This is a genomic window from Mycobacterium sp. NGS59, assembly GCF_059812345.1.
The window spans coordinates 133,312-155,969 of sequence record NZ_JCALCN010000006.1; the positions used below are offsets into that span (position 1 = coordinate 133,312).

General features: G+C 66.8%; 20 protein-coding genes and 1 pseudogene. 9 read left to right on the forward strand and 12 right to left on the reverse strand.

The annotated features are described in order from the left end of the window. Positions 1-152 precede the first annotated feature (152 nt). Positions 153-1,232, reverse strand: coding sequence for a helix-turn-helix domain-containing protein (locus AC5Y46_RS09670; RefSeq protein WP_499943170.1), 1,080 nt, complete (start codon positions 1,230-1,232; stop codon positions 153-155). Between the two features lie 435 nt (positions 1,233-1,667). On the opposite strand from AC5Y46_RS09670, the gene AC5Y46_RS09675 reads away from it, so the two are divergent. Then, positions 1,668-1,958: a WhiB family transcriptional regulator gene (locus AC5Y46_RS09675; RefSeq protein ID WP_499943058.1), complete on the forward strand. Its 291-nt coding sequence runs from the start codon at positions 1,668-1,670 to the stop codon at positions 1,956-1,958. 22 nt (positions 1,959-1,980) lie between these two features. Here the strand turns inward: AC5Y46_RS09675 and AC5Y46_RS09680 are convergent, their stop codons facing one another. After that, positions 1,981-3,495, reverse strand: coding sequence for a MinD/ParA family ATP-binding protein (locus tag AC5Y46_RS09680; RefSeq protein ID WP_499943171.1), 1,515 nt, complete (start codon positions 3,493-3,495; stop codon positions 1,981-1,983). 875 nt (positions 3,496-4,370) lie between these two features. On the opposite strand from AC5Y46_RS09680, the gene gltB reads away from it, so the two are divergent. Then, on the forward strand, positions 4,371-8,954 hold the full coding sequence (gene gltB, locus AC5Y46_RS09685; protein WP_499943059.1) for a glutamate synthase large subunit: 4,584 nt from the start codon (positions 4,371-4,373) through the stop codon (positions 8,952-8,954). Further along, complete coding sequence (locus tag AC5Y46_RS09690) at positions 8,947-10,413, forward strand: glutamate synthase subunit beta (RefSeq protein WP_499943060.1); 1,467 nt, start codon at positions 8,947-8,949, stop codon at positions 10,411-10,413. The genes gltB and AC5Y46_RS09690 overlap by 8 nt, the downstream gene beginning before the upstream one ends. 320 nt (positions 10,414-10,733) lie before the next feature. Here AC5Y46_RS09690 and AC5Y46_RS09695 read toward each other — a convergent pair whose 3' ends face one another. Further along, the gene (locus AC5Y46_RS09695; RefSeq protein ID WP_499943061.1) at positions 10,734-11,582 is read right to left on the reverse strand and encodes an LLM class F420-dependent oxidoreductase; all 849 of its coding nucleotides are present in this window, start codon (positions 11,580-11,582) and stop codon (positions 10,734-10,736) included. A gap of 39 nt (positions 11,583-11,621) precedes the next feature. Here AC5Y46_RS09695 and AC5Y46_RS09700 point away from each other — a divergent pair, with 39 nt between their 5' ends. Together AC5Y46_RS09700 and AC5Y46_RS09705 are read left to right on the forward strand one after the other, a co-directional pair. Next, a complete protein-coding gene (locus AC5Y46_RS09700; protein WP_499943062.1) occupies positions 11,622-12,047 on the forward strand; it encodes a hypothetical protein in 426 nt (141 codons plus the stop codon). After that, positions 12,047-13,057 carry a PHP domain-containing protein gene (locus tag AC5Y46_RS09705; RefSeq protein ID WP_499943063.1) on the forward strand — a complete coding sequence of 337 codons (1,011 nt, stop codon included), beginning with the start codon at positions 12,047-12,049 and terminating at the stop codon, positions 13,055-13,057. Before AC5Y46_RS09700 ends, AC5Y46_RS09705 begins: the two co-directional genes overlap by 1 nt. On the opposite strand, the gene dinB is transcribed toward AC5Y46_RS09705, so the two are convergent. Next, positions 13,054-14,253: a DNA polymerase IV gene (dinB, locus tag AC5Y46_RS09710; protein ID WP_499990880.1), complete on the reverse strand. Its 1,200-nt coding sequence runs from the start codon at positions 14,251-14,253 to the stop codon at positions 13,054-13,056. The genes AC5Y46_RS09705 and dinB overlap by 4 nt on opposite strands. 119 nt (positions 14,254-14,372) lie before the next feature. On the opposite strand from dinB, the pseudogene AC5Y46_RS09715 reads away from it, so the two are divergent. The 3 genes and pseudogenes from AC5Y46_RS09715 to AC5Y46_RS09725 all read left to right on the forward strand — a co-directional run. Further along, a pseudogene (locus AC5Y46_RS09715) lies at positions 14,373-14,471 on the forward strand (DUF2510 domain-containing protein); the annotation flags it as partial. Positions 14,472-14,579: 108 nt separating this feature from the next. Then, positions 14,580-15,122 carry a hypothetical protein gene (locus AC5Y46_RS09720; protein WP_499943176.1) on the forward strand — a complete coding sequence of 181 codons (543 nt, stop codon included), beginning with the start codon at positions 14,580-14,582 and terminating at the stop codon, positions 15,120-15,122. Between the two features lie 50 nt (positions 15,123-15,172). Beyond that, positions 15,173-16,642 (forward strand): flavin-containing monooxygenase, encoded by a 1,470-nt coding sequence (locus AC5Y46_RS09725; protein ID WP_499943065.1) that lies wholly within the window; start codon positions 15,173-15,175, stop codon positions 16,640-16,642. 10 nt (positions 16,643-16,652) lie between these two features. Here the strand turns inward: AC5Y46_RS09725 and rraA are convergent, their stop codons facing one another. The 8 genes from rraA to AC5Y46_RS09765 all read right to left on the reverse strand — a co-directional run bounded on the left by rraA (position 16,653) and on the right by AC5Y46_RS09765 (position 21,198). Further along, positions 16,653-17,138, reverse strand: coding sequence for a ribonuclease E activity regulator RraA (gene rraA / locus AC5Y46_RS09730; RefSeq protein ID WP_499943066.1), 486 nt, complete (start codon positions 17,136-17,138; stop codon positions 16,653-16,655). An 8-nt stretch (positions 17,139-17,146) separates the two neighbouring features. Continuing rightward, positions 17,147-17,608, reverse strand: a complete 462-nt coding sequence (locus AC5Y46_RS09735; protein WP_499943067.1) for an Rv3852 family protein — start codon at positions 17,606-17,608, stop codon at positions 17,147-17,149. A gap of 80 nt (positions 17,609-17,688) precedes the next feature. Continuing rightward, positions 17,689-17,865, reverse strand: coding sequence for a hypothetical protein (locus AC5Y46_RS09740; protein ID WP_499990886.1), 177 nt, complete (start codon positions 17,863-17,865; stop codon positions 17,689-17,691). Between the two features lie 7 nt (positions 17,866-17,872). Further along, positions 17,873-18,529, reverse strand: coding sequence for a DUF6474 family protein (locus AC5Y46_RS09745; protein ID WP_499943069.1), 657 nt, complete (start codon positions 18,527-18,529; stop codon positions 17,873-17,875). Between the two features lie 99 nt (positions 18,530-18,628). Beyond that, positions 18,629-19,027, reverse strand: a complete 399-nt coding sequence (locus AC5Y46_RS09750) for a transcriptional regulator (RefSeq protein WP_499943070.1) — start codon at positions 19,025-19,027, stop codon at positions 18,629-18,631. A gap of 561 nt (positions 19,028-19,588) precedes the next feature. Then, the gene (locus AC5Y46_RS09755; RefSeq protein ID WP_499943071.1) at positions 19,589-20,122 is read right to left on the reverse strand and encodes a peptidase; all 534 of its coding nucleotides are present in this window, start codon (positions 20,120-20,122) and stop codon (positions 19,589-19,591) included. A 172-nt stretch (positions 20,123-20,294) separates the two neighbouring features. Beyond that, positions 20,295-20,918 carry a superoxide dismutase gene (locus tag AC5Y46_RS09760; RefSeq protein WP_499990888.1) on the reverse strand — a complete coding sequence of 208 codons (624 nt, stop codon included), beginning with the start codon at positions 20,916-20,918 and terminating at the stop codon, positions 20,295-20,297. Positions 20,919-21,045: 127 nt separating this feature from the next. Further along, the gene (locus tag AC5Y46_RS09765; protein WP_499990890.1) at positions 21,046-21,198 is read right to left on the reverse strand and encodes a hypothetical protein; all 153 of its coding nucleotides are present in this window, start codon (positions 21,196-21,198) and stop codon (positions 21,046-21,048) included. A gap of 424 nt (positions 21,199-21,622) precedes the next feature. Here AC5Y46_RS09765 and AC5Y46_RS09770 point away from each other — a divergent pair, with 424 nt between their 5' ends. After that, positions 21,623-22,657, forward strand: a complete 1,035-nt coding sequence (locus tag AC5Y46_RS09770; protein ID WP_499990894.1) for a DUF4328 domain-containing protein — start codon at positions 21,623-21,625, stop codon at positions 22,655-22,657. Position 22,658 lies beyond the last annotated feature (1 nt).

The window sequence follows — 22,658 nt, forward strand, 5'->3', positions numbered from 1 at the left end:
CCTTCGCACCGTGAAATGAGCTTAACAGCGCTCTGGCAGGGGTAGATGCACGAATTTTCCGGTGGGAGTGGCGCTTTCGCGGGCACGACAATGCCGCGCGCACACCGGGATTCCGGGGCGACGACACCGCTCCCCGGACCATCCCATTCATCTCAATTGATCTGAGTGATCAGCGTTTCGATCGCGTCGGCAACCTCGGCCGGCAATGGTTCCTCCGCCTCGGCGCGAACGATCATTTCCTCGTCAACTCCGGCGGCCTGCGCCGTCTCCAGTGTCGAAAGATTCGCTCGCCGGCGTGCGGCATATAAACGCTGCGCCAGGGTCGCGCCGGGCGCCGTGGCGCCCAGCGTCATCAATTCATCGTGATATCGACGCACCGCTCCCATGGCTTTGATGAGTTCGGGGGTGATGCGGCTGATCCGGGTGGCCTGGACGGCGATTCCCTCGAGTTGACGCAGATCGGCCAGAATGGGCGCCGCCCGCTCGGTGAATTCGGGATCCTGGGGCGAGGGCAGCGCGGCGATGGCCAGACTGCAGGTATCGACCGCGGCGGCCACGGCTTGCGCAATCAGCGACGCGGGCCCGCCGTCCGGGGACGGGGTCTCGGGTGCGGCGCTGACGGTGGGCGCCGGGGCGGACGGCGAGGCGACAGTCTCGCCGTCGCGGATGCGCGCGATTGTCCCGGCCGGCCATTGCAGTACTTCCTCGAGCTTGGCCCGAGTTCGTTCGCGCGGCCAGCTGCGGCCCTTCTCGAACGCGATCAGCGCACCCGCGTTGATGATTCCGTCAGCCGCGAGGCTGCGTTGACTGATGTCGAGTTCGCGGCGGCGCGCGGCAGCGGCCGCGCCGGCCCGAACGACACCGGGGTCAAGCTCTGACGGGTCCGTCGAGTCTGGGTCGGCCCGACGGTCCCGAGCGGGCGCTTCAGGCGGATTCGCCGGCCTGGTGACTTCGAACGTCAACGCCTTGCCTCCAGTGAGTTGGCCGAACCGGACGTTTCTGTTGTCGTTGACGGTCGGCGAGCTTTCGCTCAGTCCGCCGACGAACCTACCGTTCGGGTGGTCGCCACCGTTGCGACGCCGACGGCCATCGGACACCGCTCGCAGCTGAACCCCGGGTGCCGGCGTGGTGCCGACGGTGACGATGCCGTAGCCGCAAGTGAGCGCCATCGGCGTGACGCTGCCCAGCACGGCCAGCGCGGCCGGGCCGACAGTCGATTCAGCGTCAAGCATCTGGACGGGTTCCTCGCTCGGGTTGGCCACAGCGGGCAGCAGTACGCGGCTTCCGCTGACCAACATCGTAACTGTTGCACCCTTCCATCGCTACACCTTCGCTACGCTTTTCGCGGCCGGTCGTCACGGCGGAGCGGCTGATCAAAACCGGGCTACCGCTACGGTTAACCATACCGTCTACTGTCGCATCCGGCGACACTTTGCGCCATGCCCCAGGCTGGCGACTAGCTGTTCAGCAGCCGACTCACAGCTAACTGACAGCTAATACAGCCTGGTAATCCAGCATTTCGTGAGTACAGTTCCCATCGCGCCACAAAGCTGTAGCACCTGTAGCGCACCACCCAAAACAAACTGTTGCACCGCAATGGTTAGTGCTATATGGTTCCGAACCAGGCAGGCACAACCTGCAACGCTTTCACGGAGGAACGTAACGACATGACCGCAACGACTCTGTACGAGGTCCCGCAGCTCGGTGTGTGCACCCAGGACCCCGACCGTTGGACGACGACTCCCGACGAAGAGGCCAAGACGCTGTGCCGGGCCTGCCCGCGCCGTTGGTTGTGCGCCAAGGAAGCGGTGGAATCCCCTGGAGCCGAGGGCCTTTGGGCCGGCGTCGTGATCCCGGACTCGGGTCGGGCGCGGGCCTTCGCGCTGAACCAGTTGCGGTCGCTGGCCGAGCGCAACGGTTTCCCGGTCCGCGAGCGGGTGACCGCCCAGTCGGCATGAGCGGTCCGCGTCGGTGCGCCGATCAGGTCCGTTCGGTTCGTGATCCGAAGTAGCCCGTAATGGTCGCCGCGACCTGCAGGAACTTCAGGCGCGTCGCCGGAGCCATCTCGTTGGTCACGTCGATGACGCCGCCGGGACGTAGGTGGGGATCGAAGGGCACCTCGACCACCGGCTGGCCGTGGTCGACGAACTCGCGGGCCAACAACGCCCGGGTGCGTTTGTCGGCGTGGCCGTCGGAGTCGTTGAGCACCACCACGCTGCGTTGCAGCAGGTCCCGTAGATCGTGGTCGGCCAACCACTCGACCGTCTTGGCGGCAGCGGCGGCGCCGTCGGCCCACGGCGAGGACACCACGATCAGCGCGTCGAGATCGCGCAGGACTTCCCGGGTGACCGCGGCATCCATCGTGGAGCCGCAGTCGATCACCGAAATCGCGAAATGGCGGTCCAGTCGCAGGGCGGCCTCCCGGTAGACGGCCGGGTCGAGCACCCGGCGCGGGCCCGACACCGGCTCACCACCCAGCACGTACAGTCCGGCGGCGTTCCGGCCGACCCGCGCGGTCATGTCGGTGAACGACTGCAGGTTCTTGTCGGCCGTCAATTCCCAGAACGAACCGGTGGTGCGCGGGTCGATCCGACTGCTCAACCGCCCGAAGGCGGTGTCGGCGTCGATGGCGACGACACGGTCCTGCTGGCGCAGTTCGGCAAGGATCGAGCCCACGCTGGCGGCCACCGAAGTCTTTCCCACGCCACCCTTGCCCAGCACGCCCACCTTGTGATTGCCGTGCAACGGGGTTCGGATCGTCGCCTCGAACTGCGCGACGTCGCGTTGTGCGGCCGAGGGGCCCGGGTCGACGAGCCCGAAGGTGGCGGCCCGCACCACGCGACGCCACCCACGCTGCGGGGGCCGCGACCGCGCGCGGGCCGGGTCCGCTCGGCCACCGGCCCAGGAACGGGGCGGCGGTGCCCCCTCCGGTGGTCGCGCGGCTCCGGGGAACGGCTGTGACGGAGCCGACGGCGGGTGCGGCGGTGCCGACGGCGGGTGCGGCGGAGCCGGTCGATATTGCGGGGGCGGATAGGTCGGCGGGCCGGCATGGGTCGGTGGGCCGGCATGGGTCGGCGGGCCGGCAGGCGGCCCGGCATGGGGCGGCGGGGGCGGCGGTGGTGGCGGGGGAGCGGGCCTGGGAACAACCGCGGTGTGTGCCGGGGATTCGTCCTGAGCACTGGCGGGCCCGGCCGACGTCGTCGGCGGGGGATCGGTCTTGGCGAATACCGCGGTGTGTTCCGGGGATTCGGCCTGCGCGGGGGCGGGAGGGACCGGCGGCGCGGGTGCCGACGGCGCGGGATCGCTGTCGGGAGGTACGTCGGTGGGTGCCGGGGATTCGGCGGCCGGCGGCGCCGGACTGGCCGGGGGCGGTGGCGGCGCCTCGGTCTGCGGGGGTGCCGCGGGTCGGGCAGGCGCCACAGCGCGCGGCGGCGGGGGAGCGAACGTGGCCGGTGGCGCGGCCTCTGGCGATCGGGCAGCGGGCCGCTGGGGCAGCGGCGGACGCGGCGCCGGCGGGCGAAATCCCGAGGGCGGGGCCGGGCGCTGTTGCGGCGGCCGCGGGGCCGCCGGAGCCGGCTGATCGGGCCGCACCCGGTTGCGCAGAAACTCCTGGGGCTCGTTCATGGGCTCCTCGGGTGCAATGGCGACGGACCGTCGCGTCCGCAGCCGACACCGTTCAGCGTGATGATTCCCACGCTCTGCCGGTCGCTACGGACGCTGCAGTCCAGTATCGGCCACCCGCCCGCCGGTCCGAACCCGGTCGCGCCTGTCCCTGTGCATCGACCTACCGGTTTCGGGTTCCTGTCAACTCTGCGCAAACTCACTCTGGCGGCTGCGGCGGCGGTGGCGCGACGCCCGGGACGCGTCGTGCGTCGATCCGGCGTCATTGCTGCCACGCCTAATAGCGCGCCATGTTGCCGATGTGAAGACTGCCGTCGAACCTGCCCGGAGCTCCCGACCGGGTGCGCCGGCGTCGTCAGCAAAGTGACCGGAAAAACTGACGCTGCCGGCCCACCGACGCCGAATGCGTTCCGGCCCCGCTGCCGCCCCGTCGGCCGAGGCCCGTGTCGCAAGGCCGTCAAGCGGCCGTAACAGCGAATTTACGGAGCCGCGAGCTGGCAAGTTAGTATTGGCAAGTTGGCATGTCAGGCGGTTTTTGTCCTATCGTTTTAAGACTTGTCGAAACCAGGTACAGGATCACCGTTCAGCGATGCACGGACGAAGTCCTGACCGGATTATCTCCGCGTGGCGGACAGCCAATCGATGAGACCGACGGGGCCGAGCCCGCAACCTCCGGGTGCGGCCCCAATATCGGAGAAGTCGATCCGCAAAGCGGCGGTGCAGAAAGTCTGCTGAAGGGTTAGGTGGGTATGGCGCCCAGGCGCGTCGGGCTTTACAACCCCGCATACGAACACGATTCGTGCGGGGTCGCCATGGTCGTGGACATGCACGGCCGCCGCAGCCGCGACATCGTGGACAAGGCGATCACCGCGCTGCTCAACCTCGAACACCGTGGTGCGGCCGGCGCCGAGCCGCGCAGTGGAGACGGCGCCGGCATCTTGATCCAGGTGCCCGATGCCTTCCTGCGCGAAGTCGTGGACTTCGAACTGCCGGAAGCGGGCAGCTACGCCACCGGCATCGCGTTCCTGCCGCAGTCGTCTAAGGACGCCGCGGCCGCCTGCGCGGCGGTCGAGAAGATCGCCGAATCCGAGGGCCTGCAGGTCCTGGGCTGGCGCAACGTGCCCACCGACGACTCGTCGCTGGGCGCCCTGTCGCGCGACGCGATGCCCACATTCCGTCAGGTGTTCATGGCCGGCGCCTCGGGCATGACGCTGGAACGTCGCGCCTACATCGTCCGTAAGCGGGCCGAGCACGAACTCGGCACCAAAGGCCCCGGCCAGGACGGCCCCGGGCGCGAGACCGTGTACTTCCCGAGCCTGTCCGGCCAGACGTTCGTCTACAAGGGCATGTTGACCACGCCGCAGCTCAAGGCGTTCTACCTCGACCTGCAGGACAACCGGGTCACCAGCGCGTTGGGCATCGTGCACTCCCGGTTCTCGACGAACACATTCCCGTCCTGGCCGCTGGCGCACCCGTTCCGGCGGGTCGCGCACAACGGTGAGATCAACACCGTCACCGGCAACGAGAACTGGATGCGTGCCCGCGAGGCGCTGATCAAGACCGACGTCTTCGGATCCGAAGAGGACGTGGAGAAGCTGTTCCCGATCTGCACCCCCGGAGCGTCGGACACCGCGCGCTTCGACGAGGTGGTCGAGCTGCTGCACCTGGGCGGACGGAGTTTGGCCCACGCGGTGCTGATGATGATCCCCGAAGCCTGGGAACGCCATGAGTCGATGGACCCAGCCCGGCGGGCCTTCTACCAGTACCACGCCGCGTTGATGGAACCCTGGGACGGACCGGCGTCCATCACGTTCACCGACGGCACGATCGTCGGCGCGGTGCTGGACCGCAACGGCCTGCGCCCGTCCCGGATCTGGGTCACCGATGACGGCCTGGTGGTCATGGCGTCCGAGGCCGGCGTGCTGGACCTGGATCCGTCCAAGGTCGTCAAGCGGATGCGGTTGCAGCCGGGCCGGATGTTCCTGGTGGACACCACGCAGGGCCGCATCGTCGCCGACGAGGAGATCAAGGCGGAGCTGGCCGCCGAGCACCCCTACCAGCAGTGGCTGGACGACGGACTGGTCCCGATCGAGAAGCTGCCCGCCAACAAGTACGTGCGGATGCCGCATCACCGGCTGGTCATGCGGCAGCAGGCTTTCGGTTACACCTACGAGGAACTGAACCTGCTGGTCGCCCCGATGGCGCGCACCGGCGCCGAGCCGTTGGGATCGATGGGCACCGACACCCCGATCGCGGTGCTGTCGAAGCGGCCCCGGATGCTCTACGACTACTTCCACCAGCTGTTCGCACAGGTGACCAACCCGCCGCTGGACGCCATCCGGGAAGAGGTGGTCACCAGCCTGCAGGGCACCACCGGCGGGGAGCGCGACCTGCTCAGTCCCGACGAGACCTCGTGTCACCAGATCTCGCTGCCGCAGCCGATCCTGCGCAACTACGAGTTGGCGAAGTTGATCAACCTCAACCCCGACGACGAGGTCAACGGACGGCCACATGGCATGCGGTCCAAGGTGATTCGCTGTCTGTACCCGGTCGCCGACGGCGGCGCGGGCCTGGCCGCGGCGCTGGACGACGTGCGCGCCCAGGCATCGGCAGCGATCGCCGACGGCGCCCGGATCATCATCTTGTCCGACCGCGACTCGAACGAGGAGATGGCCCCGATCCCGTCGCTGCTCGTGGTCGCAGGCGTGCACCACCACCTGGTGCGGGATCGGACCCGCACGCACGTCGGACTCGTCGTCGAATCCGGTGACGCCCGCGAGGTGCACCACATGGCGATGCTGATCGGGTGCGGCGCCGCCGCCATCAACCCCTACCTGGTGTTCGAGTCGATCGAGGACATGCTGGACCGGGGTGTGATCGACGGAATCGAACGCAACAAGGCGCTCAACAACTACGTCAAGGCCGCCGGCAAGGGCGTGCTCAAAGTGATGTCCAAGATGGGCATTTCGACGTTGGCGTCCTACACCGGCGCGCAGTTGTTCCAGGCCGTCGGCGTCTCCGAGGACGTGCTCGACGAGTACTTCACCGGGCTGGCCTGCCCGACCGGCGGGATCACCCTGGACGACATCGCCGCCGACGTCGCGACCCGCCACGCGCTGGCGTATCTGGACCGCCCCGACGAGCGTGCGCACCGCGAACTCGAGGTCGGCGGGGAATACCAGTGGCGCCGCGAGGGCGAATACCACCTGTTCAACCCGGAGACGGTGTTCAAGCTGCAGCACTCCACCCGCACCGGGCAGTACTCGATCTTCAAGGAATACACCCGGTTGGTCGACGACCAGAGCGAGCGGATGGCGTCGCTGCGCGGGCTGCTGAAGTTCCGTGCCGGGGTACGACCTTCGATACCGATCGACGAGGTCGAGCCGGCCAGCGAGATCGTCAAGCGCTTCTCGACCGGGGCCATGAGCTACGGCTCGATCTCCGCCGAGGCGCACGAGACGCTGGCCATCGCGATGAACCGGCTGGGCGCCCGCTCCAACAGCGGCGAAGGCGGCGAGAACGTCAAGCGCTTCGATCCCGATCCCAACGGCGACTGGCGGCGCAGCGCGATCAAGCAGGTCGCCTCCGGACGGTTCGGCGTCACCTCGCACTACCTGACCAATTGCACCGACATCCAGATCAAGATGGCACAGGGCGCCAAACCCGGTGAGGGAGGCCAACTTCCGGGCCACAAGGTGTACCCGTGGGTGGCTTCGGTGCGGCACTCCACGCCTGGTGTGGGGTTGATCTCGCCGCCGCCGCACCACGACATCTACTCGATCGAGGATCTCGCGCAGCTGATTCACGACCTGAAGAACGCCAACCCCTCGGCGCGGGTGCACGTCAAGTTGGTGTCCGAGAACGGCGTCGGAACGGTTGCGGCCGGGGTCTCCAAGGCTCACGCCGACGTGGTGCTGATCTCCGGGCACGACGGCGGCACCGGTGCGACCCCGCTGACCTCGATGAAGCACGCGGGTGCACCGTGGGAGCTGGGTCTGGCCGAGACCCAGCAGACGTTGTTGCTCAACGGTTTACGTGACCGGATCGTGGTCCAGGTGGACGGACAGCTCAAGACCGGACGCGACGTGATGATCGCGACGCTGCTCGGTGCGGAGGAATTCGGTTTCGCCACTGCGCCTTTGGTGGTGGCCGGCTGCATCATGATGCGCGTCTGCCACCTGGACACCTGCCCGGTCGGGGTTGCCACCCAGAACCCGCTGCTGCGGGAGCGGTTCACCGGCAAGCCGGAGTTCGTGGAGAACTTCTTCATGTTCATCGCCGAAGAAGTCCGGGAATACCTGGCGCAGTTGGGCTTCCGCACCATCAACGAAGCCGTCGGCCAGGCCGGCGCCCTGGACACCACGTTGGCGCGTGCGCTCTGGAAGGCCCACCGGCTGGACCTGACCCCGGTGCTGCACGAGCCCGAGTCGGCGTTCATGAACCAGGACCTGTACTGCAGTTCGCGACAAGATCACGGCCTGGACAAAGCGCTTGACCAGCAGCTGATCGTGATGAGCCGGGAGGCGCTCGACGCCGGTTCCCCGGTCCGTTTCTCCACGACCATCAGCAACGTGAACCGCACGGTAGGAACCATGCTCGGTCATGAGGTCACCAAAGCCTATGGCGGACAGGGACTGCCGGACGGAACCATCGACATCACCTTCGAGGGATCGGCCGGCAACAGCTTCGGGGCGTTCGTGCCCAAGGGCATCACCTTGCGTATCTACGGCGACGCCAACGACTACGTCGGCAAGGGCTTGTCGGGCGGCCGGATCGTGGTGCGCCCGTCGGACAATGCGCCCGAAGACTATGTCGCCGAGGACAACATCATCGGGGGCAACGTGATTCTGTTCGGCGCCACCAGTGGGGAGGTCTACTTGCGCGGCGTGGTCGGCGAGCGATTTGCCGTCCGCAACTCCGGAGCCCACGCCGTGGTGGAAGGCGTCGGTGACCACGGTTGCGAGTACATGACCGGCGGACGGGTAATCATCCTGGGCCGCACCGGCCGCAACTTCGCCGCCGGCATGTCCGGCGGGGTGGCCTATGTCTACGATCCCGACGAGGAACTGTCGGACAATCTCAACACCGAGATGGTGGACGTCGAGACCTTGGACGACGAGGATGCGGAATTCCTGCAGGCCACCATCCAGGCGCACGTCGATGCCACCGATTCCGCTGTCGGGCAACGCATTCTGTCCGACTGGCGGGACCAACGGCGGCACTTCGTGAAGGTTATGCCGCGGGACTACAGGAAGGTGCTGGAGGCGATCGCCGACGCCGAACGCGACGGCGCCGATGTCGACAAGGCGATCATGGCGGCGGCTCATGGCTGATCCCACAGGCTTCCTCAAGTACACCCACCGCGAACTGCCCAAGCGGCGCCCGGTCGAGTTGCGGTTGAAAGACTGGCGCGAGGTCTACGAGGAATTCGAGACCGAGACGCTGCAGGAGCAGGCGACGCGCTGCATGGACTGCGGGATTCCGTTCTGTCACAACGGCTGTCCGTTGGGCAACCTGATCCCGGAGTGGAACGACCTGGTACGGCGGGGTCGCTTCCGCGACGCGATCGAGCGGCTGCACGCGACGAACAACTTCCCCGACTTCACCGGTCGGCTGTGTCCGGCGCCGTGTGAACCGGCGTGCGTGCTGGGCATCAACCAGGATCCGGTGACCATCAAGCAGATCGAACTGGAGATCATCGACCGGGCCTTCGACGAGGGCTGGGTGGAACCGGTGCTGCCGCACTGCGACACCGGCCGGACGGTTGCGGTGGTGGGCTCGGGCCCGGCCGGATTGGCTGCGGCGCAACAACTTACCCGGGCCGGTCACAAGGTCACCGTGTTCGAGCGCGAGGACCGCATCGGTGGGTTGCTGCGCTACGGCATCCCCGAATTCAAGATGGAAAAGCGCGTCCTGGACCGGCGGCTGGAACAGATGGCCGCCGAAGGCACCGAGTTCCGGGCCGGCGTGAACGTCGGAGAAGACCTCACCGCCGAGCAACTGCTGGCCGATTTCGATGCGGTCGTGTTGGCCGGGGGCGCCACGGCGTGGCGCGAACTGCCGATCCCGGGCCGGGAGCTGGATGGCATCCATCAGGCGATGGAGTACCTGCCGTGGGGTAACCGGGTGCAGGAAGGCGATGACGTCCTCGGTGAGGATGGGCAGCCGCCGATCACGGCCAAAGACAAGAAGGTCGTCATCATCGGTGGCGGTGACACCGGTGCCGACTGCCTGGGCACCGCGCACCGGCAGGGCGCGGCCAGTATCCACCAGTTCGAGATCATGCCCCGTCCGCCGGAGACGCGCGCCGAGTCGACGCCGTGGCCGACGTACCCGCTGATGTACCGGGTCGCGTCAGCGCACGAAGAAGGCGGCGAGCGGGTGTTCTCGGTCAACACCGAGGAATTCCTCGGGCAGGACGGTCACGTGTCTGCGCTCAAGGTGCACGAGGTGACCATGAAGGACGGCAAGTTCGTCAAGGTCGAGGACACCGATTTCGAGCTCGAAGCCGACCTGGTGTTGCTGGCGATGGGATTCGTCGGACCCGAACAGCCGGGCCTGCTCTCCGAGCTCGGGGTGAAGCTGACCGAGCGCGGAAACGTCGCCCGCGGCGACGATTTCGACACTTCGGTTCCGGGTGTGTTCGTGGCCGGTGATATGGGTCGTGGCCAGTCGCTGATCGTCTGGGCGATTGCCGAGGGCCGCGCCGCGGCCGCCGGCGTGGACCGCTTCTTGATGGGTTCGACCGCGCTGCCGGCGCCGATCAAGCCGTCCGCAGCACCGATGCGCTAGTCACACCAGTCCCACCAGAAACATTTGATAAATTCGCGGCGTGCCGCGAAAGGTTTGCCAGGACTTGGGTGTCTAATAACTGACTGTGGGCCTCGTCACACCAGGGCACATTTCGGGTCGCCCAGAGTCCCAGTTGCGTTAACCCGATCGCAGGAGTGGTTACTGTGTATATGAACCCCGTTCCCAGGTCAAAGGTGGGCCGGATCGCCTGGTCGCTGTTTCGGCACCCCGTGAAGAGCCGTGAGTTTCCCGCCCGCAACGAGCGACTGGTGACGGCCGAAGATCTACTACGGTTCGCTGTCTAGCGACCACTTGTTTGCTCAGTCGGCAAGTCCCGAGTCCCGAATCGCCTCGGCCAGCGGCGCGATGACGGCGCGGTCGTGCGGCGGCGCGATGTAGACGATGCCCAGGTCCAGTCCTTCGGCCCCGAGCGCGGCCGCCGTGTCGAGTAGTTGTCCATAGTCACGGTCGGGACCCAGACCCAGGTGCGCCGACATCGTGATCTCCTTCGGGTCGCGACCGATGTCGGCGCAGCGGGCGGCGAGCACGTCGCGTTTGCGGGCGAACTCCTCCGGTGTGCCGCCGGCGAAATTCCAGTGCTGCGCATAACGCGCGGTGATCGGCAGCGTGCGCTTCTCGCCGCTACCGCCGATCGCGATGGGCGGATGCGGCCGCTGCGGGCCCTTGGGTTCGTTGCGCGCGTTCTCGAGTTGGTAGAACTTGCCGTGGAAATTCGTCGTCTCCTGGCTGAGCAGGCTGACCAGTACCTGACAGGCTTCTTCGAACCGATCGAAACGCTCCTTGACGGTGCCCAACTCGATGCCGTACGCCCCGGACTCCTCCTCGTTCCAGCCGGCGCCGATGCCCAGCTCGAGCCGGCCGCCGGAGATGATGTCGAGGGTGGCGGCCATGTTGGCCAGCACGGCGGGGTGACGGTAGTGGATGCCGGTGACCAGGGTGCCGAGGCGGAGGCGCTTGGTGGCTTGAGCCAGCGCGGTCAACGTGGTCCAGCCTTCCAGGCAGGGCCCGGTGGAGTCGGAGAAGATCGGGTAGAAATGGTCGAAGGTCCAGCCGGACTCGAAGACGTCGATCTCGTCGGCGGCCTGCCAGACGCCCAGCATGTCGGACCAGGTGGTGTTCTGCGGTGAGGTCTTGAACGCGAATCGCATGAACCCGACGGTAGTCGCGCAATTAGACTGGGCCGAACGATGACTCTTGGACTAGACACCAAACTCACGCTGCTGGCGGCCGGCCTGATCTTTCTGCTCGCGCTCGGTCTCGGGGTGTGGAAATACCGCCAGATCATGGTCTCCGACGACCACCGCGCACACCCCTACGTCGACATCGCACACCGCGCGGCGCTGCTGTACTCCTTCGCCACGCTGCTGTTCGCGCCGTTCGTCGAGCTCAGCGCCTGGCCCACCTGGGTGAACCTGGTCGCGACGATGGTGGCGGTGTTCTTCTTCGTGGCCGCCATCGGCAGCTACATCCTGCACGGAGCCAAGCGCGACACCGAGAACCAGTTCGACCCGCCGGCCCCCGGAACGCGTCTGGTCATGACGCTGCTCATCCTCGGTGAGATGGGCGGCTTCGCCGTCGTCCTGGCCGGATTCGTCGTCGAGCAGTTGCTCTGATGGACCCGGTCGCCGCGCTGCGACAGATCGCGTACTACAAGGACCGCAGCCGTCAGGATTCCCGACGGGTGATGGCCTACCGCAATGCCGCCGACATCCTGGAGAAGCTCGACGAAGCGGCGATGGAGCGACACGGCCAGGCCGACAGCTGGCAGTCGATCCCGGGCATCGGACCCAAGACGGCGAAGGTCATCGCACAGGCCTGGGCCGGTCGCGAACCCGACCAACTGGTCGAATTGCGTTCCAGCGCTGAAGATCTCGGCGGCGGCGAAATCCGGGCCGCGCTGCGCGGGGACCTGCACCTGCATTCGAACTGGTCGGACGGGTCCGCGCCGATCGACGAGATGATGGCCGCCGCCGCGGCGCTGGGCCACGAATACTGCGCGCTGACCGATCATTCGCCGCGGTTGACCATCGCCAACGGCCTGTCTCCGGATCGGTTGCGCAAGCAGCTGGACGTGATCGACGGGCTGCGGGATCAATTCGCGCCGATGCGGATCCTGACCGGCATCGAGGTCGACATCCTCGACGACGGCAGCCTGGACCAGGAGACCGAACTGCTGGACCGGCTCGACGTCGTGGTGGCAAGCGTGCACTCGAAGCTGGCGATGGAGCCCGCGGCGATGACCCGGCGGATGGTCAACGCGGTGAGCAACCCCCACACCGACGTGCTGGGCCACTGCACCGGCCGGCTGGTCACCGGCGGTCGCGGGATGCGCCCGGAGTCGAAGTTCGACGCCGAGAAGGTGTTCACCGCCTGCCGTGACCACGGCACCGCCGTCGAGATCAACTCTCGCCCCGAGCGCCGCGACCCGCCCACCCGGCTGCTCAACCTGGCCCGAGACATCGGCTGCGTGTTCAGCATCGACACCGACGCCCACGCGCCCGGCCAGCTGGACTTCCTGGGCTATGGCGCGCAGCGCGCGCTGGACGCGGAAATCCCGGCGGAACGCATCGTCAACACCTGGCCGGTCGAGCGGCTGTTGGACTGGGCACAATCAGCCTCCTAATCCGGTAGGTGCGGCATCTCCAGGCCGGGATCCCGGCCGACCAGCACCGCACGGGTCAGCGCCGACTTGCCGTAACGGCGGTGAATCGCGTCGACGGCGGCATCCACTGCCGGCGATTCCCCGTCGAACGGCAGCGTGAGCTGCTGCGCGCCGCTGCGGTCGATCCCGGATACCGCGAACCCCACCAGCGTCAGACCCCGCTCGGCGATCAGCGGCGCGGCGGCGGCGACCAGGCGCCGGGCGGTGGCCAGGATGGGCTGCGTCGAGGCGGTGGCCCACGGCATGGTCTGCGATCGCGTGGCGCGGCTGAAGTCCTCGAACCGCAGCCGCAGCACCACCGTGCGTCCGGTACGTCCCGCGGCGCGCATCCGGCCGGTGATCCGGTCGATCAGGTTGACCACCACGGCGTCGACCTCGGCAGGTGACATGGCGGTACCTGCCCGGCCCAGCGCTCGCTGGGCACCCACCGACCGGCGGCGGACCCCGGTGATCACCCGGCGGCGGTCGATGTTCCGGGACAGCGCGTAGAGCTGGTGCCCCATCCCGGGACCCAACATCGAGGCCAGCATCGATTCGCTGAGCTCGGCGACCTGCCCGACCGTCGTGATGCCGTGGGCCTGCAGCTTGTCGGCGGTGACCGCGCCCACCCCCCACAGCCGGCGCACCGGCAGCGGGTGCAAGAAGCCCAGCTCTCGATCGGGCGGCACCAGCAACAGTCCGTCCGGCTTGGCTTCCTGGCTCGCGACCTTGGCCAGGAACTTGGTCCGCGCGATCCCGACGGTGATGGGTAGCCCGACCCGCTCGCGCACCTCGGAGCGCAACCGCGCCGCGATCCGCACCGGCGGACCACGCAGTCGGTGCAACCCCCCGACGTCGAGAAACGCCTCGTCCACCGATAGGGGTTCCACGACCGGCGTGCAGTCGCGGAACACCTCGAACACATCGTCGCTGGCCTTGGAGTAGGCATGCATCCGCGGCGGGACGACCACCGCGTCCGGACACAGCCGGCGCGCCTGAGCCCCGCCCATCGCGGTGCGCACCCCGTAAGCCTTGGCCTCGTAACTGGCGGCCAGCACCACACCGCCACCGACGATCACCGGACGACCCCGCAGCGCCGGATCGTCGCGCTGCTCGACGGAGGCATAGAACGAGTCCAGATCCGCATGCAGGATGGACGCCTCGACTCGCACGAACATATGTTCGCATGGGGATCCGACAAGTCTTGGTGCCCGCGTCGCGAACGCCCTTCCGTAGCGCCTCGTCGTGAAGTAAGTCTTTGATACGAACACGCTCAGACACTTCGTGGGGGGTTGCGATGTCAGCACCGACGCCTGGTTGGTACGCCGACCCCGAGCGCCGCGGTAGCGAAAGATGGTGGGATGGCCGGCGTTGGACGGAGCACCACCGATCGAGCGTCTCCACCCCCGAACAACGCCCGCAAGCTAGCGGCGTGCCGCACCACCCTTCGTCGCACAGTACGACGACGGCGACAGATGTTGTGATCAAGCCGAAATTTCCCGCATTGCTCATCTTGATCCCGATTGTCGCCGTCGTCGCTCTTGCGAGGATGGCGTTCGCCCACGTGTATGCGGCGTTGGCCGTGGTGACGCCAGTATTTGTCGCGCTGCTCGTGATGCTGTTCATGTATGCGCTGCGTCCCCGGCTGGCCCGCCGCGGTGAAACCCTTGTCTATTCGGATTGGCTGGGCCGAAGGCATGCGGTGCGGCTCGGCGACATCTACTCGGCGGCCCTGGTGCACGTGCCCGACATCGGCCGCTACGTGATATGGCGGCTGATACTCGGCCGTCGTGACGGTGCGCCGCTGGAGATCACCCTCGGTGAGTTGTATTGGGACATCGACGAGATTGCCCGGTTTCTGGCGGCCTCAGGGATCAGGCTGGCGCTTTACGGGCCTGCCGCCCGGCAACAGGTCAGGGACACGATCCCCGGTGCCTATTCGAAATGGCCGGACCGCCATCCGGTGCAGAAGAATGTGCTTGCGTTCGTCGGCGGACTGGTACTTTTCGTTGTCATTGTCGGCTTGCTGTTCTTGCTGACCAGCTGATCGCAATTCCTCGGGATCGCGGGGGGACCACGGCGGGTAGCGTGACGACTATGACTGAGCACCTCGACGTCGTCATCGTCGGCGCCGGCATCTCGGGAGTGAGTGCCGCCTGGCACCTGCAGGACCGCTGCCCGACGAAGAGTTACGCCATTCTGGAGCGCCGGCCGCAGATGGGCGGTACCTGGGACCTGTTCCGCTATCCCGGGATTCGTTCCGACTCCGACATGTACACGCTGGGCTTCCGGTTCCGGCCCTGGACCGAACGTCAGGCGATCGCCGACGGCAAGCCGATCCTCGAATACGTCAAGAGCACCGCGGCCATGTACGGCATCGACAAGCACATCCGGTTCAATCAGCGGGTGGTCGGCGCCGACTGGTCGTCTGCGGAGAACCACTGGACGATCCAGGTCGAGAGCAACGGCGCGACGAGCACGCTCACCTGTTCGTTTCTGTTCCTGTGCAGCGGCTACTACAACTACGACGAAGGCTTCACGCCGAAGTTCGTCGGATCCGAAGACTTCACCGGGCCCATCATCCACCCGCAGCACTGGCCACCGGACCTGGACTACCAGGACAAGAACGTGGTGGTGATCGGCAGCGGCGCCACCTCCGTCACTCTCGTTCCGGCACTGGCGAATTCGGGAGCCAAGCACGTCACGATGCTGCAGCGCTCGCCCACCTACATCGTGTCGCAGCCCGAGGAGGACGCCATCGCCGACCGGCTCAACCGCGTCCTGCCCGAGAAGGCGGCCTATACCGCCATCCGGTGGAAAAATGTTGCCCAACAACGGATCATGTACGCCGCCTGCCAGAAGTGGCCACGACGTATGCGCAAGATGTTGATGGGCTTCGCGCAGCGTCAGCTGCCGGAGGGCTATGACGTGCGCAAGCACTTCGGTCCGCATTACAACCCGTGGGACCAGCGGCTGTGCCTGGTGCCCAACGGGGACCTGTTCCGCGCCATCAGACACGGAAAAGTCGACGTGGTCACCGACACCATCGAACGGTTCACCCCGACCGGCATCCGGCTCAACTCGGGTCAAGAACTCCAGGCCGACATCATCATCACCGCAACGGGTTTGAACCTGCAACTGTTCGGGGGCGCCACCACTACCATCGACGGACAGTCCGTCGACCTGACCAGGACGATGGCTTACAAGGGCATGATGCTGTCGGGCATCCCGAACATGGCGTACACCGTCGGTTACACCAACGCATCCTGGACGCTGAAGGCCGACCTGGTTTCGGAGTTCGTGTGCCGATTGCTGAATCACATGGACGCCAACGGATTCGACACCGTTGTGGTCGACGAGCCGGCAGCCGACGTCGAAGAGCGGCCGTTCATGGAGTTCACCCCGGGGTACGTGCTGCGCTCCCTGGACGAGCTGCCCAAGCAGGGCTCGCGAACCCCGTGGCGGCTCAACCAGAATTACCTGCGCGACATCCACCTGATCCGGCGAGGCAAGGTCGACGCCGAAGGTCTGCGGTTCGCCAAAAAGCCTGCCGCCGTAGCGGTTTAGCCCGTCAGAGTCAGTCTGCTGCGGCGATGACGACGATGCCGTCGTCGTCGCTGTAGGCCACATGGCCCGGCACGAAAGTCACACCGCCCAGCGCCACTTCGACGTCGCGTTCACCGGCGCCGGTCTTGGTGCTCTTACGCGGATTGGTGCCCAATGCCTTGATGCCGATGTCGAGGCCGCGCAACGCGGCGGCATCGCGCACCGCTCCGTTGACGACCAGGCCCGCCCAGTCGTTGGAACGGGCCAACTCGGCGATGAGATCACCGACCAACGCGGTGTGCAGCGAGCCGGCGCCATCGATCACCAGGACCCCGCCCGAGCCGGGCTGTGAGAGCACCGATTTGAGCAGCGCATTGTCCTGGAAACAGCGCACCGTACTGATCGGACCGGCGAACTCGGCACGGCCGCCGAACTGACGGAACTGCAGGTCACAGCTGCGCACGTCGGGACCGATGTCGTCGACCAGGTCGGCGGTCGGTCGAAAGGATATGGGCACCGCGTCGCTCAACGGCGGCGCAACTGCCGGACCAGCAGCAGCGCCAGCAGGCTCAGGACGATCGCCACCGCCACCGGGACGGGAGACTGCAGCGTGGACGGAACGGGCTGCTCGGCCGGCAGCGGGTTCTTAGCCTGTTCCACGGTCGACTTGGCTTGCGCGGCCGCATCTTTGGCTGCAGCCAACTGCCCGTTGGTCTCGGCGCGCTGGGGCGGTAACTCCGCGGGCTTATCGGCCGCTGCCTCGACCGGCTTCGGAGCCGGTTCGGCCACCACCGGGGGTACCTTCTTGGCCGGAGCTTTCTTGGCGGGCGCCTTTTTCGCCGTCGCCTTCTTGGCGGGGGCTTTGGCGGCCTCGCCCGGGACCTTCTTGGCCGGCACTTTTTTGGCCGGTGCCTTCTTGGCCGGGGCTTTCTGGGCCGGCGGGTTGGCGTCGGATTCGCCCTCGGGTCGATCCTGCGGGTCTGCCATGCGGCCGCTCCTTTGTGGCTACTTCGTCGCTCGGGTCGCTCAACACTCGGGTCCCATCATGCCAGCCGGGTCCGGTTCGGCTACGGTCTGCGCCGCACCTGCCAGATGGCCGCGACACCGACGGCGACGACGGTCCCGAGCACGAACGGCCAGACCGGCATGTCCGCGCCGGGGTCCTGCGGGCTGGCCGAGGTCGCGGCGGTCACCGCCAAGACGGCGCACAGCAACGCAAGCGCGACGAACACCTTCGACGGCACGAGCGCGTCAGCCCAACCCGAGACGCGCCAGCAGGTCGGCCTCGATGCCGTCGAGTTGCGACGAGATGGCGGCGTGGGCGGTCCGGCGCCGCGCCGTGGGCATGTTCTCCGCCGCGGTGACGGCGGCGGACAAGTCGGCGAGCCGTTCGGTGATGGCGGCCACGAACTGTTTGGTCTCGGCGTCCTTGGGCTTCTTGTCCTGCACGCTGCGCAGCGACTGCTCGGCCCCCGCGATCCGCGCCGAGAGCCGGGCACCGGGACCGGAGAACTGTCCGATCTGGGCCAGTGGAATTCCCAACCGGTCGGCTCGGCGCTGATCGATCAAACCGCGGGCGGTGATGGCCGCCCGGTAGACCAACGGGGTCAGGATCGGGGCCAGCAGGCGGGAAACGGTCAGCACCCGACGGACTCGGGTGGGAGAGAACAACTTCCCTTCGCGCACCGCCTTGAGCTCGGTCTCGGCGATCTTCAACGCGGCCCGGTCGCTGTCCTTCTGCGCCCTGAGCTGCGCTTTGAACGCCTTGTCGGCGGCCTTCTGGGCGGACTTGATACGCCGTCGTTCGTTTTTCGCGGCGAGCCGAGCCTCCAGCTTGGCGCGGGCCTTGATCGCGCGGGCTTCGGCGCGACGTGTCGCGCGGCTCTTTCGCTTGCCGAACAGCCCCATACCCTTCCCGCCTCCCGATATCTCGTGGCTCAGCGTGCGCACACGCGAGCACTGGGCCAACCCTAATCTGGGCAGGCCGTCGGCGGTCCGCCAGGTCAGTTAGGAGTCGATACCCTCGGCGCGGCGCAGCTCGTCGATCCGGTCCAGCACCTTCTGCTGTGCCTCCAACGGCAATGCGTGCGCCCGAACGGCGATACGGCGAACCGCGTCGTCACGCACCATGGCGTAGAACTGCAACTCGGTGTCGAGCTTCTCGTAGTAGTCGTCGTCGGTGAAGTAAGCCGGCTTGATCCGAAAGAAGTTGGCGAGGGCGGTCATGGTCGCAGACGACGGGTTCGTGCGGTTGCCGGAACGTAGCTGCGAGAGGTAGGGAGCCGACATCGTGATGCCCTCCGCCTTGAGCGCGGCGATCACCTCCGCCGACGTGTGCGGACCCCTCCCGGGTGGATACACCGTGTCGAACAGGCGGTTCAGGCGGGCAGCGAACGTCGTGCTCATCGATATGACCTCCACCGGGGCTAATCAGACCAATCGGTACCTCTAGGTATTTGCTGATCATGGTAGCGACGTTGTCGTCCACAAACCAAGTGCAAACCCGGAGGTATTGGGTACCCGCGTTTCGGGCAATCGCGCGAGACACCCCCGACGAGCATCCGAACGAATCGGCTCGGTGTCCACAAAATGACCGGATTCACAGGTTATCCGCAGAATACACCTCAAGCGCGGACCCGGTGATTCGCGGTCCACAAGCTCGATGAGCGAAGCGACTAGCCCGGATCCGACGCGAACGCCCGACTCTGGGCAACCAGGGCACGACGCCGATGCCGCAATCGGCTACTTTGCTGTCTGACCCCGCGAAGTCCACCGGACCCGACCTGCGGCGCCGCCGGGAGGCCGTCGGCACGACCGCGCCGCGACCGCCGGCACGGCTTCGGGCGATGCGCAGCCGTCGAGTTCCCGCCCGAGCGACAACCGGTGTTGGCCACGCCGCCGCCGAGACGAAGCGACCGTGTCGCGGGACTGCCGAAAAGTTTGCGCCGTAGCGAACGCCATCGTGCCCTATGCGGCGAGCAGCATCGCCAGGATCGCGGTATCGGGGTGGCTGATCGGGTCGACACCGACCCGGCTCACCATCGACGTGATGGTGCCATCGGCCTCCGCCTCCACCCAGGCTGCCCGGTGCTCCAAGCCCAGATAGGGCAACCCGGGCAGCAGGACACAACCCGACGCCGCACCCGTGCACTCCGGCAACGACGGCATCGTTTCCGACGGCGGGTGCAACATCAGCAGCGCCGGAGGTTGGTGCTCCGCGAAATAGCCGGGCTGGATCGCCTTTTCCCCGAACACCGTGCCCTCGGCCAGTACCAGGCCGACGGTCCCTGGTTCGGGTTCGTCGGGCAATTCTTCGCGGGCTCCGAATACTGTTGTGGTGGAAAGCAACCCGGGCAATGACGCGACCCGGACCGCCACCATCAACAGTTGGGCCCACTCTTTGGTGGAATCTGGCCAACGTCCAGAGATGACAAACCCTTTCAGGGCACCGCGGGAATGAAAGGGAGCAACGCCGATAGGTCCACCGGATTCAGCATCCATCTCGCCCTCCGAATCGCGTCCATCCGAAGTAACCACGCTGGTAATGCTCAACTAAATGTAGCCCGAGTAACTAAGAATGCGCGGGCTTTTTGTGCCGTGCAACTCGACACGTCGCCGACAAAGGACAAGGGCGCCGCGCAATTCGCGCGACGCCCCAGTCCGAAACAAGCAATCAGGGGAAGATCAACCCCGAACTCTTCGAAGTCGCCGCCGCGTACCGGTCCTGCACGTCGGCCCAGTTGACGACGTTCCAGAACGCTTTGACGTAGTCGGCCTTGACGTTCTTGTACTGCAGGTAGAACGCGTGCTCCCACATGTCGACCTGCAGCAGCGGGATGATGCCGAGCGGGACGTTGGCCTGCTGGTCGTAGAGCTGGAAGGTCAGCAGACGCCCTCCCAGGGTGTCGTATCCCAGCACCGCCCAGCCGGATCCCTGCAGGCCGTTGGCCGCGGCGCTGAACTGCGCGCGGAACTTGTCGAAGGACCCGAACTGATCGTCGATTGCCGCGGCGAGGTCACCGGTCGGCTTGTCACCGCCGTTCGGCGACAGGTTCTTCCACCAGATGCTGTGGTTGACGTGGCCGCCCAAGTGGAAAGCCAGGTTCTTCTCGTTCAGGAAGATCGCCGCGTGGTCGTCCTTGGCGCGGGCCTCTTCGAGCTTGGCGACCGCGTCATTGACACCCTTGACGTAGGTGGCGTGATGCTTACTGTGGTGGATCTCGTTGATCTGACCGGAGATGTGTGGTTCCAGCGCTGCGTAGTCCCAGTCCAAGTCGGGCAGGGTGTATTCAGCCACGGCGTTCCTTCCTTCGATGAGCCGATCATCTGACGTGTCGTTCGCAGGATTCCGCCGCACGGCGGCCTCACCTATTCAACCCTGCTCTAAGACCGCCTAGGCCGCAAGGACGACCCGGTAACCGGATTCAGGACAGCGCGATGAGTGCCAGCACGGCCAACAGCGCCAGCGCGATCAGACCGGCGCGCAGCCCCGCGACGACATAGGCGTGGCTCCAGGCGGGCGATCCGGTATAGGAGTTCGACGGGGTCGAGCCCGGGCCGAACGAGTGTGTGGCCATCAGACCCCCTCCACCTGCACGTTCACTCCAGCCCCCGGGATGGTCCTCGAGACCCGCGAGTGAGGTGAGTCACATCCGAGGTTGTGTTCGCGATCATAACGCCTGGCGCGCGGCGTGGAAAACCAGGCGGCTTCGGCACCCGAAAACGGGTCGTTGACGCCGGTTTCGATCGGCCCGAAACGGGGTACGCAGCTTTGTTAGCGCTGCAATGCATTTCGCTCGGGGTGCGCTCTGGGCTGTCGATGGCGCGCTTTGTTACCGCAATGTTATCCACAGTCGCCGCCCGATCGGGCCGATAGAGGCTGTCTCCGCCACTCACCACTGGTGTGGATAAACCTGTGGAAATTGTGGATAGCTATTGGTAGCTGTGGTCTACGTCACGTGCCGGGGCGTCCGGGTGTTCCACCGCGGTTAGTCTGGTGCGGTGATTCAGGTGTGCTCCCAGTGCGGCACTCGGTGGAATGTGCGCGACAGGCAGCGCATGTGGTGCCCGCGCTGCCGAGGCGCGCTGATGGCACCGCTTCCGGACACGTCACCACCAGCAAGTTCCCAGTGGGGTGCACCACGACCGCCCGCCGCTCCCGTCGCTCCGCGCGTGGCGCCCCGCCTCCCGCCGGGATTCCGCTGGATAGCGGTCCGTCCTGGTGCCGCACCGCCGATTCGCCGCGGCCGACGACCGCTCGGCCCGACCCCCCGCTACGCGGCGATACCTCGGTGGGGCCTGGTGGACCGGGTGCCCGAACTGGCTCCCGCATCAGCGGACGCGCCCGCGAAGACAGGGCCCACCCCCGAGTTGGTGCGTGCCCTGATGTTCGCCACTCAGCTGGTGCTGGCCGCCGCGGCGCTGATGTACGCGGTGCGCTACGGACTGCTGATGTACAACCGAGACGCGCTGCTGAACTCGCTGCTGGCCGGCGCGGCGGATTGGCTGGGTATCGCCGCCAGCGTGGCCGTCCTGGCGGCGATGCTGGGCGGCTTCGTGGTGCTGGTCAAGTGGCTGATCGCGCGGCGCGCGGCCGCTTTCACCCATCACGGGATACCCGAGCATCGTCCGCCCCGGCGATTGTGGGCTGGATGCCTGCTGCCGTTCGCCAACCTGGTGATGGCACCCGTGTACGTCATCGAACTCGCTCTGGTCGAGGACACTTACGAGCGGCTGCGCAAGCCGATCACCATCTGGTGGCTCGCCTGGGTCGTCAGCTATGCGGTGTCGCTGTTCGCGATCGCAACCTCCCTGGCCAGCGACGCGCAGGGCATCGCGAACAACAACCTCATGGTGGTGCTCGGGTACCTGGTGGCGGCGGTCACCGTCGGTGCGGTCGCGCGGGTCTTCGAAGGCTTCGAGCGCAAGCCGGTCGAGCGGCCTGCCCACCGCTGGCTCGTCGTCGAGCCGGATCAGCCGAACAGGTCCGTGCCTGCCGCTGCGGTTGAGCCGGAGGGACAGGAACCGGCAGCATAGG

What these genes read in the sequence shown, in the direction of transcription:
- AC5Y46_RS09670 (WP_499943170.1), bottom strand. Translation starts at nt 1,232, where the DNA reads ATGCTTGACGCTGAATCGACTGTCGGCCCGGCCGCGCTGGCCGTGCTG.
- AC5Y46_RS09675 (WP_499943058.1), top strand. Translation starts at nt 1,668, where the DNA reads ATGACCGCAACGACTCTGTACGAGGTCCCGCAGCTCGGTGTGTGCACC.
- gltB (WP_499943059.1), top strand. Translation starts at nt 4,371, where the DNA reads ATGGCGCCCAGGCGCGTCGGGCTTTACAACCCCGCATACGAACACGAT.
- AC5Y46_RS09690 (WP_499943060.1), top strand. Translation starts at nt 8,947, where the DNA reads ATGGCTGATCCCACAGGCTTCCTCAAGTACACCCACCGCGAACTGCCC.
- AC5Y46_RS09695 (WP_499943061.1), bottom strand. Translation starts at nt 11,582, where the DNA reads ATGCGATTCGCGTTCAAGACCTCACCGCAGAACACCACCTGGTCCGAC.
- AC5Y46_RS09700 (WP_499943062.1), top strand. Translation starts at nt 11,622, where the DNA reads ATGACTCTTGGACTAGACACCAAACTCACGCTGCTGGCGGCCGGCCTG.
- AC5Y46_RS09705 (WP_499943063.1), top strand. Translation starts at nt 12,047, where the DNA reads ATGGACCCGGTCGCCGCGCTGCGACAGATCGCGTACTACAAGGACCGC.
- dinB (WP_499990880.1), bottom strand. Translation starts at nt 14,253, where the DNA reads ATGTTCGTGCGAGTCGAGGCGTCCATCCTGCATGCGGATCTGGACTCG.
- AC5Y46_RS09725 (WP_499943065.1), top strand. Translation starts at nt 15,173, where the DNA reads ATGACTGAGCACCTCGACGTCGTCATCGTCGGCGCCGGCATCTCGGGA.
- AC5Y46_RS09735 (WP_499943067.1), bottom strand. Translation starts at nt 17,608, where the DNA reads ATGGCAGACCCGCAGGATCGACCCGAGGGCGAATCCGACGCCAACCCG.
- AC5Y46_RS09745 (WP_499943069.1), bottom strand. Translation starts at nt 18,529, where the DNA reads ATGGGGCTGTTCGGCAAGCGAAAGAGCCGCGCGACACGTCGCGCCGAA.
- AC5Y46_RS09750 (WP_499943070.1), bottom strand. Translation starts at nt 19,027, where the DNA reads ATGAGCACGACGTTCGCTGCCCGCCTGAACCGCCTGTTCGACACGGTG.
- AC5Y46_RS09755 (WP_499943071.1), bottom strand. Translation starts at nt 20,122, where the DNA reads ATGGATGCTGAATCCGGTGGACCTATCGGCGTTGCTCCCTTTCATTCC.
- AC5Y46_RS09765 (WP_499990890.1), bottom strand. Translation starts at nt 21,198, where the DNA reads ATGGCCACACACTCGTTCGGCCCGGGCTCGACCCCGTCGAACTCCTAT.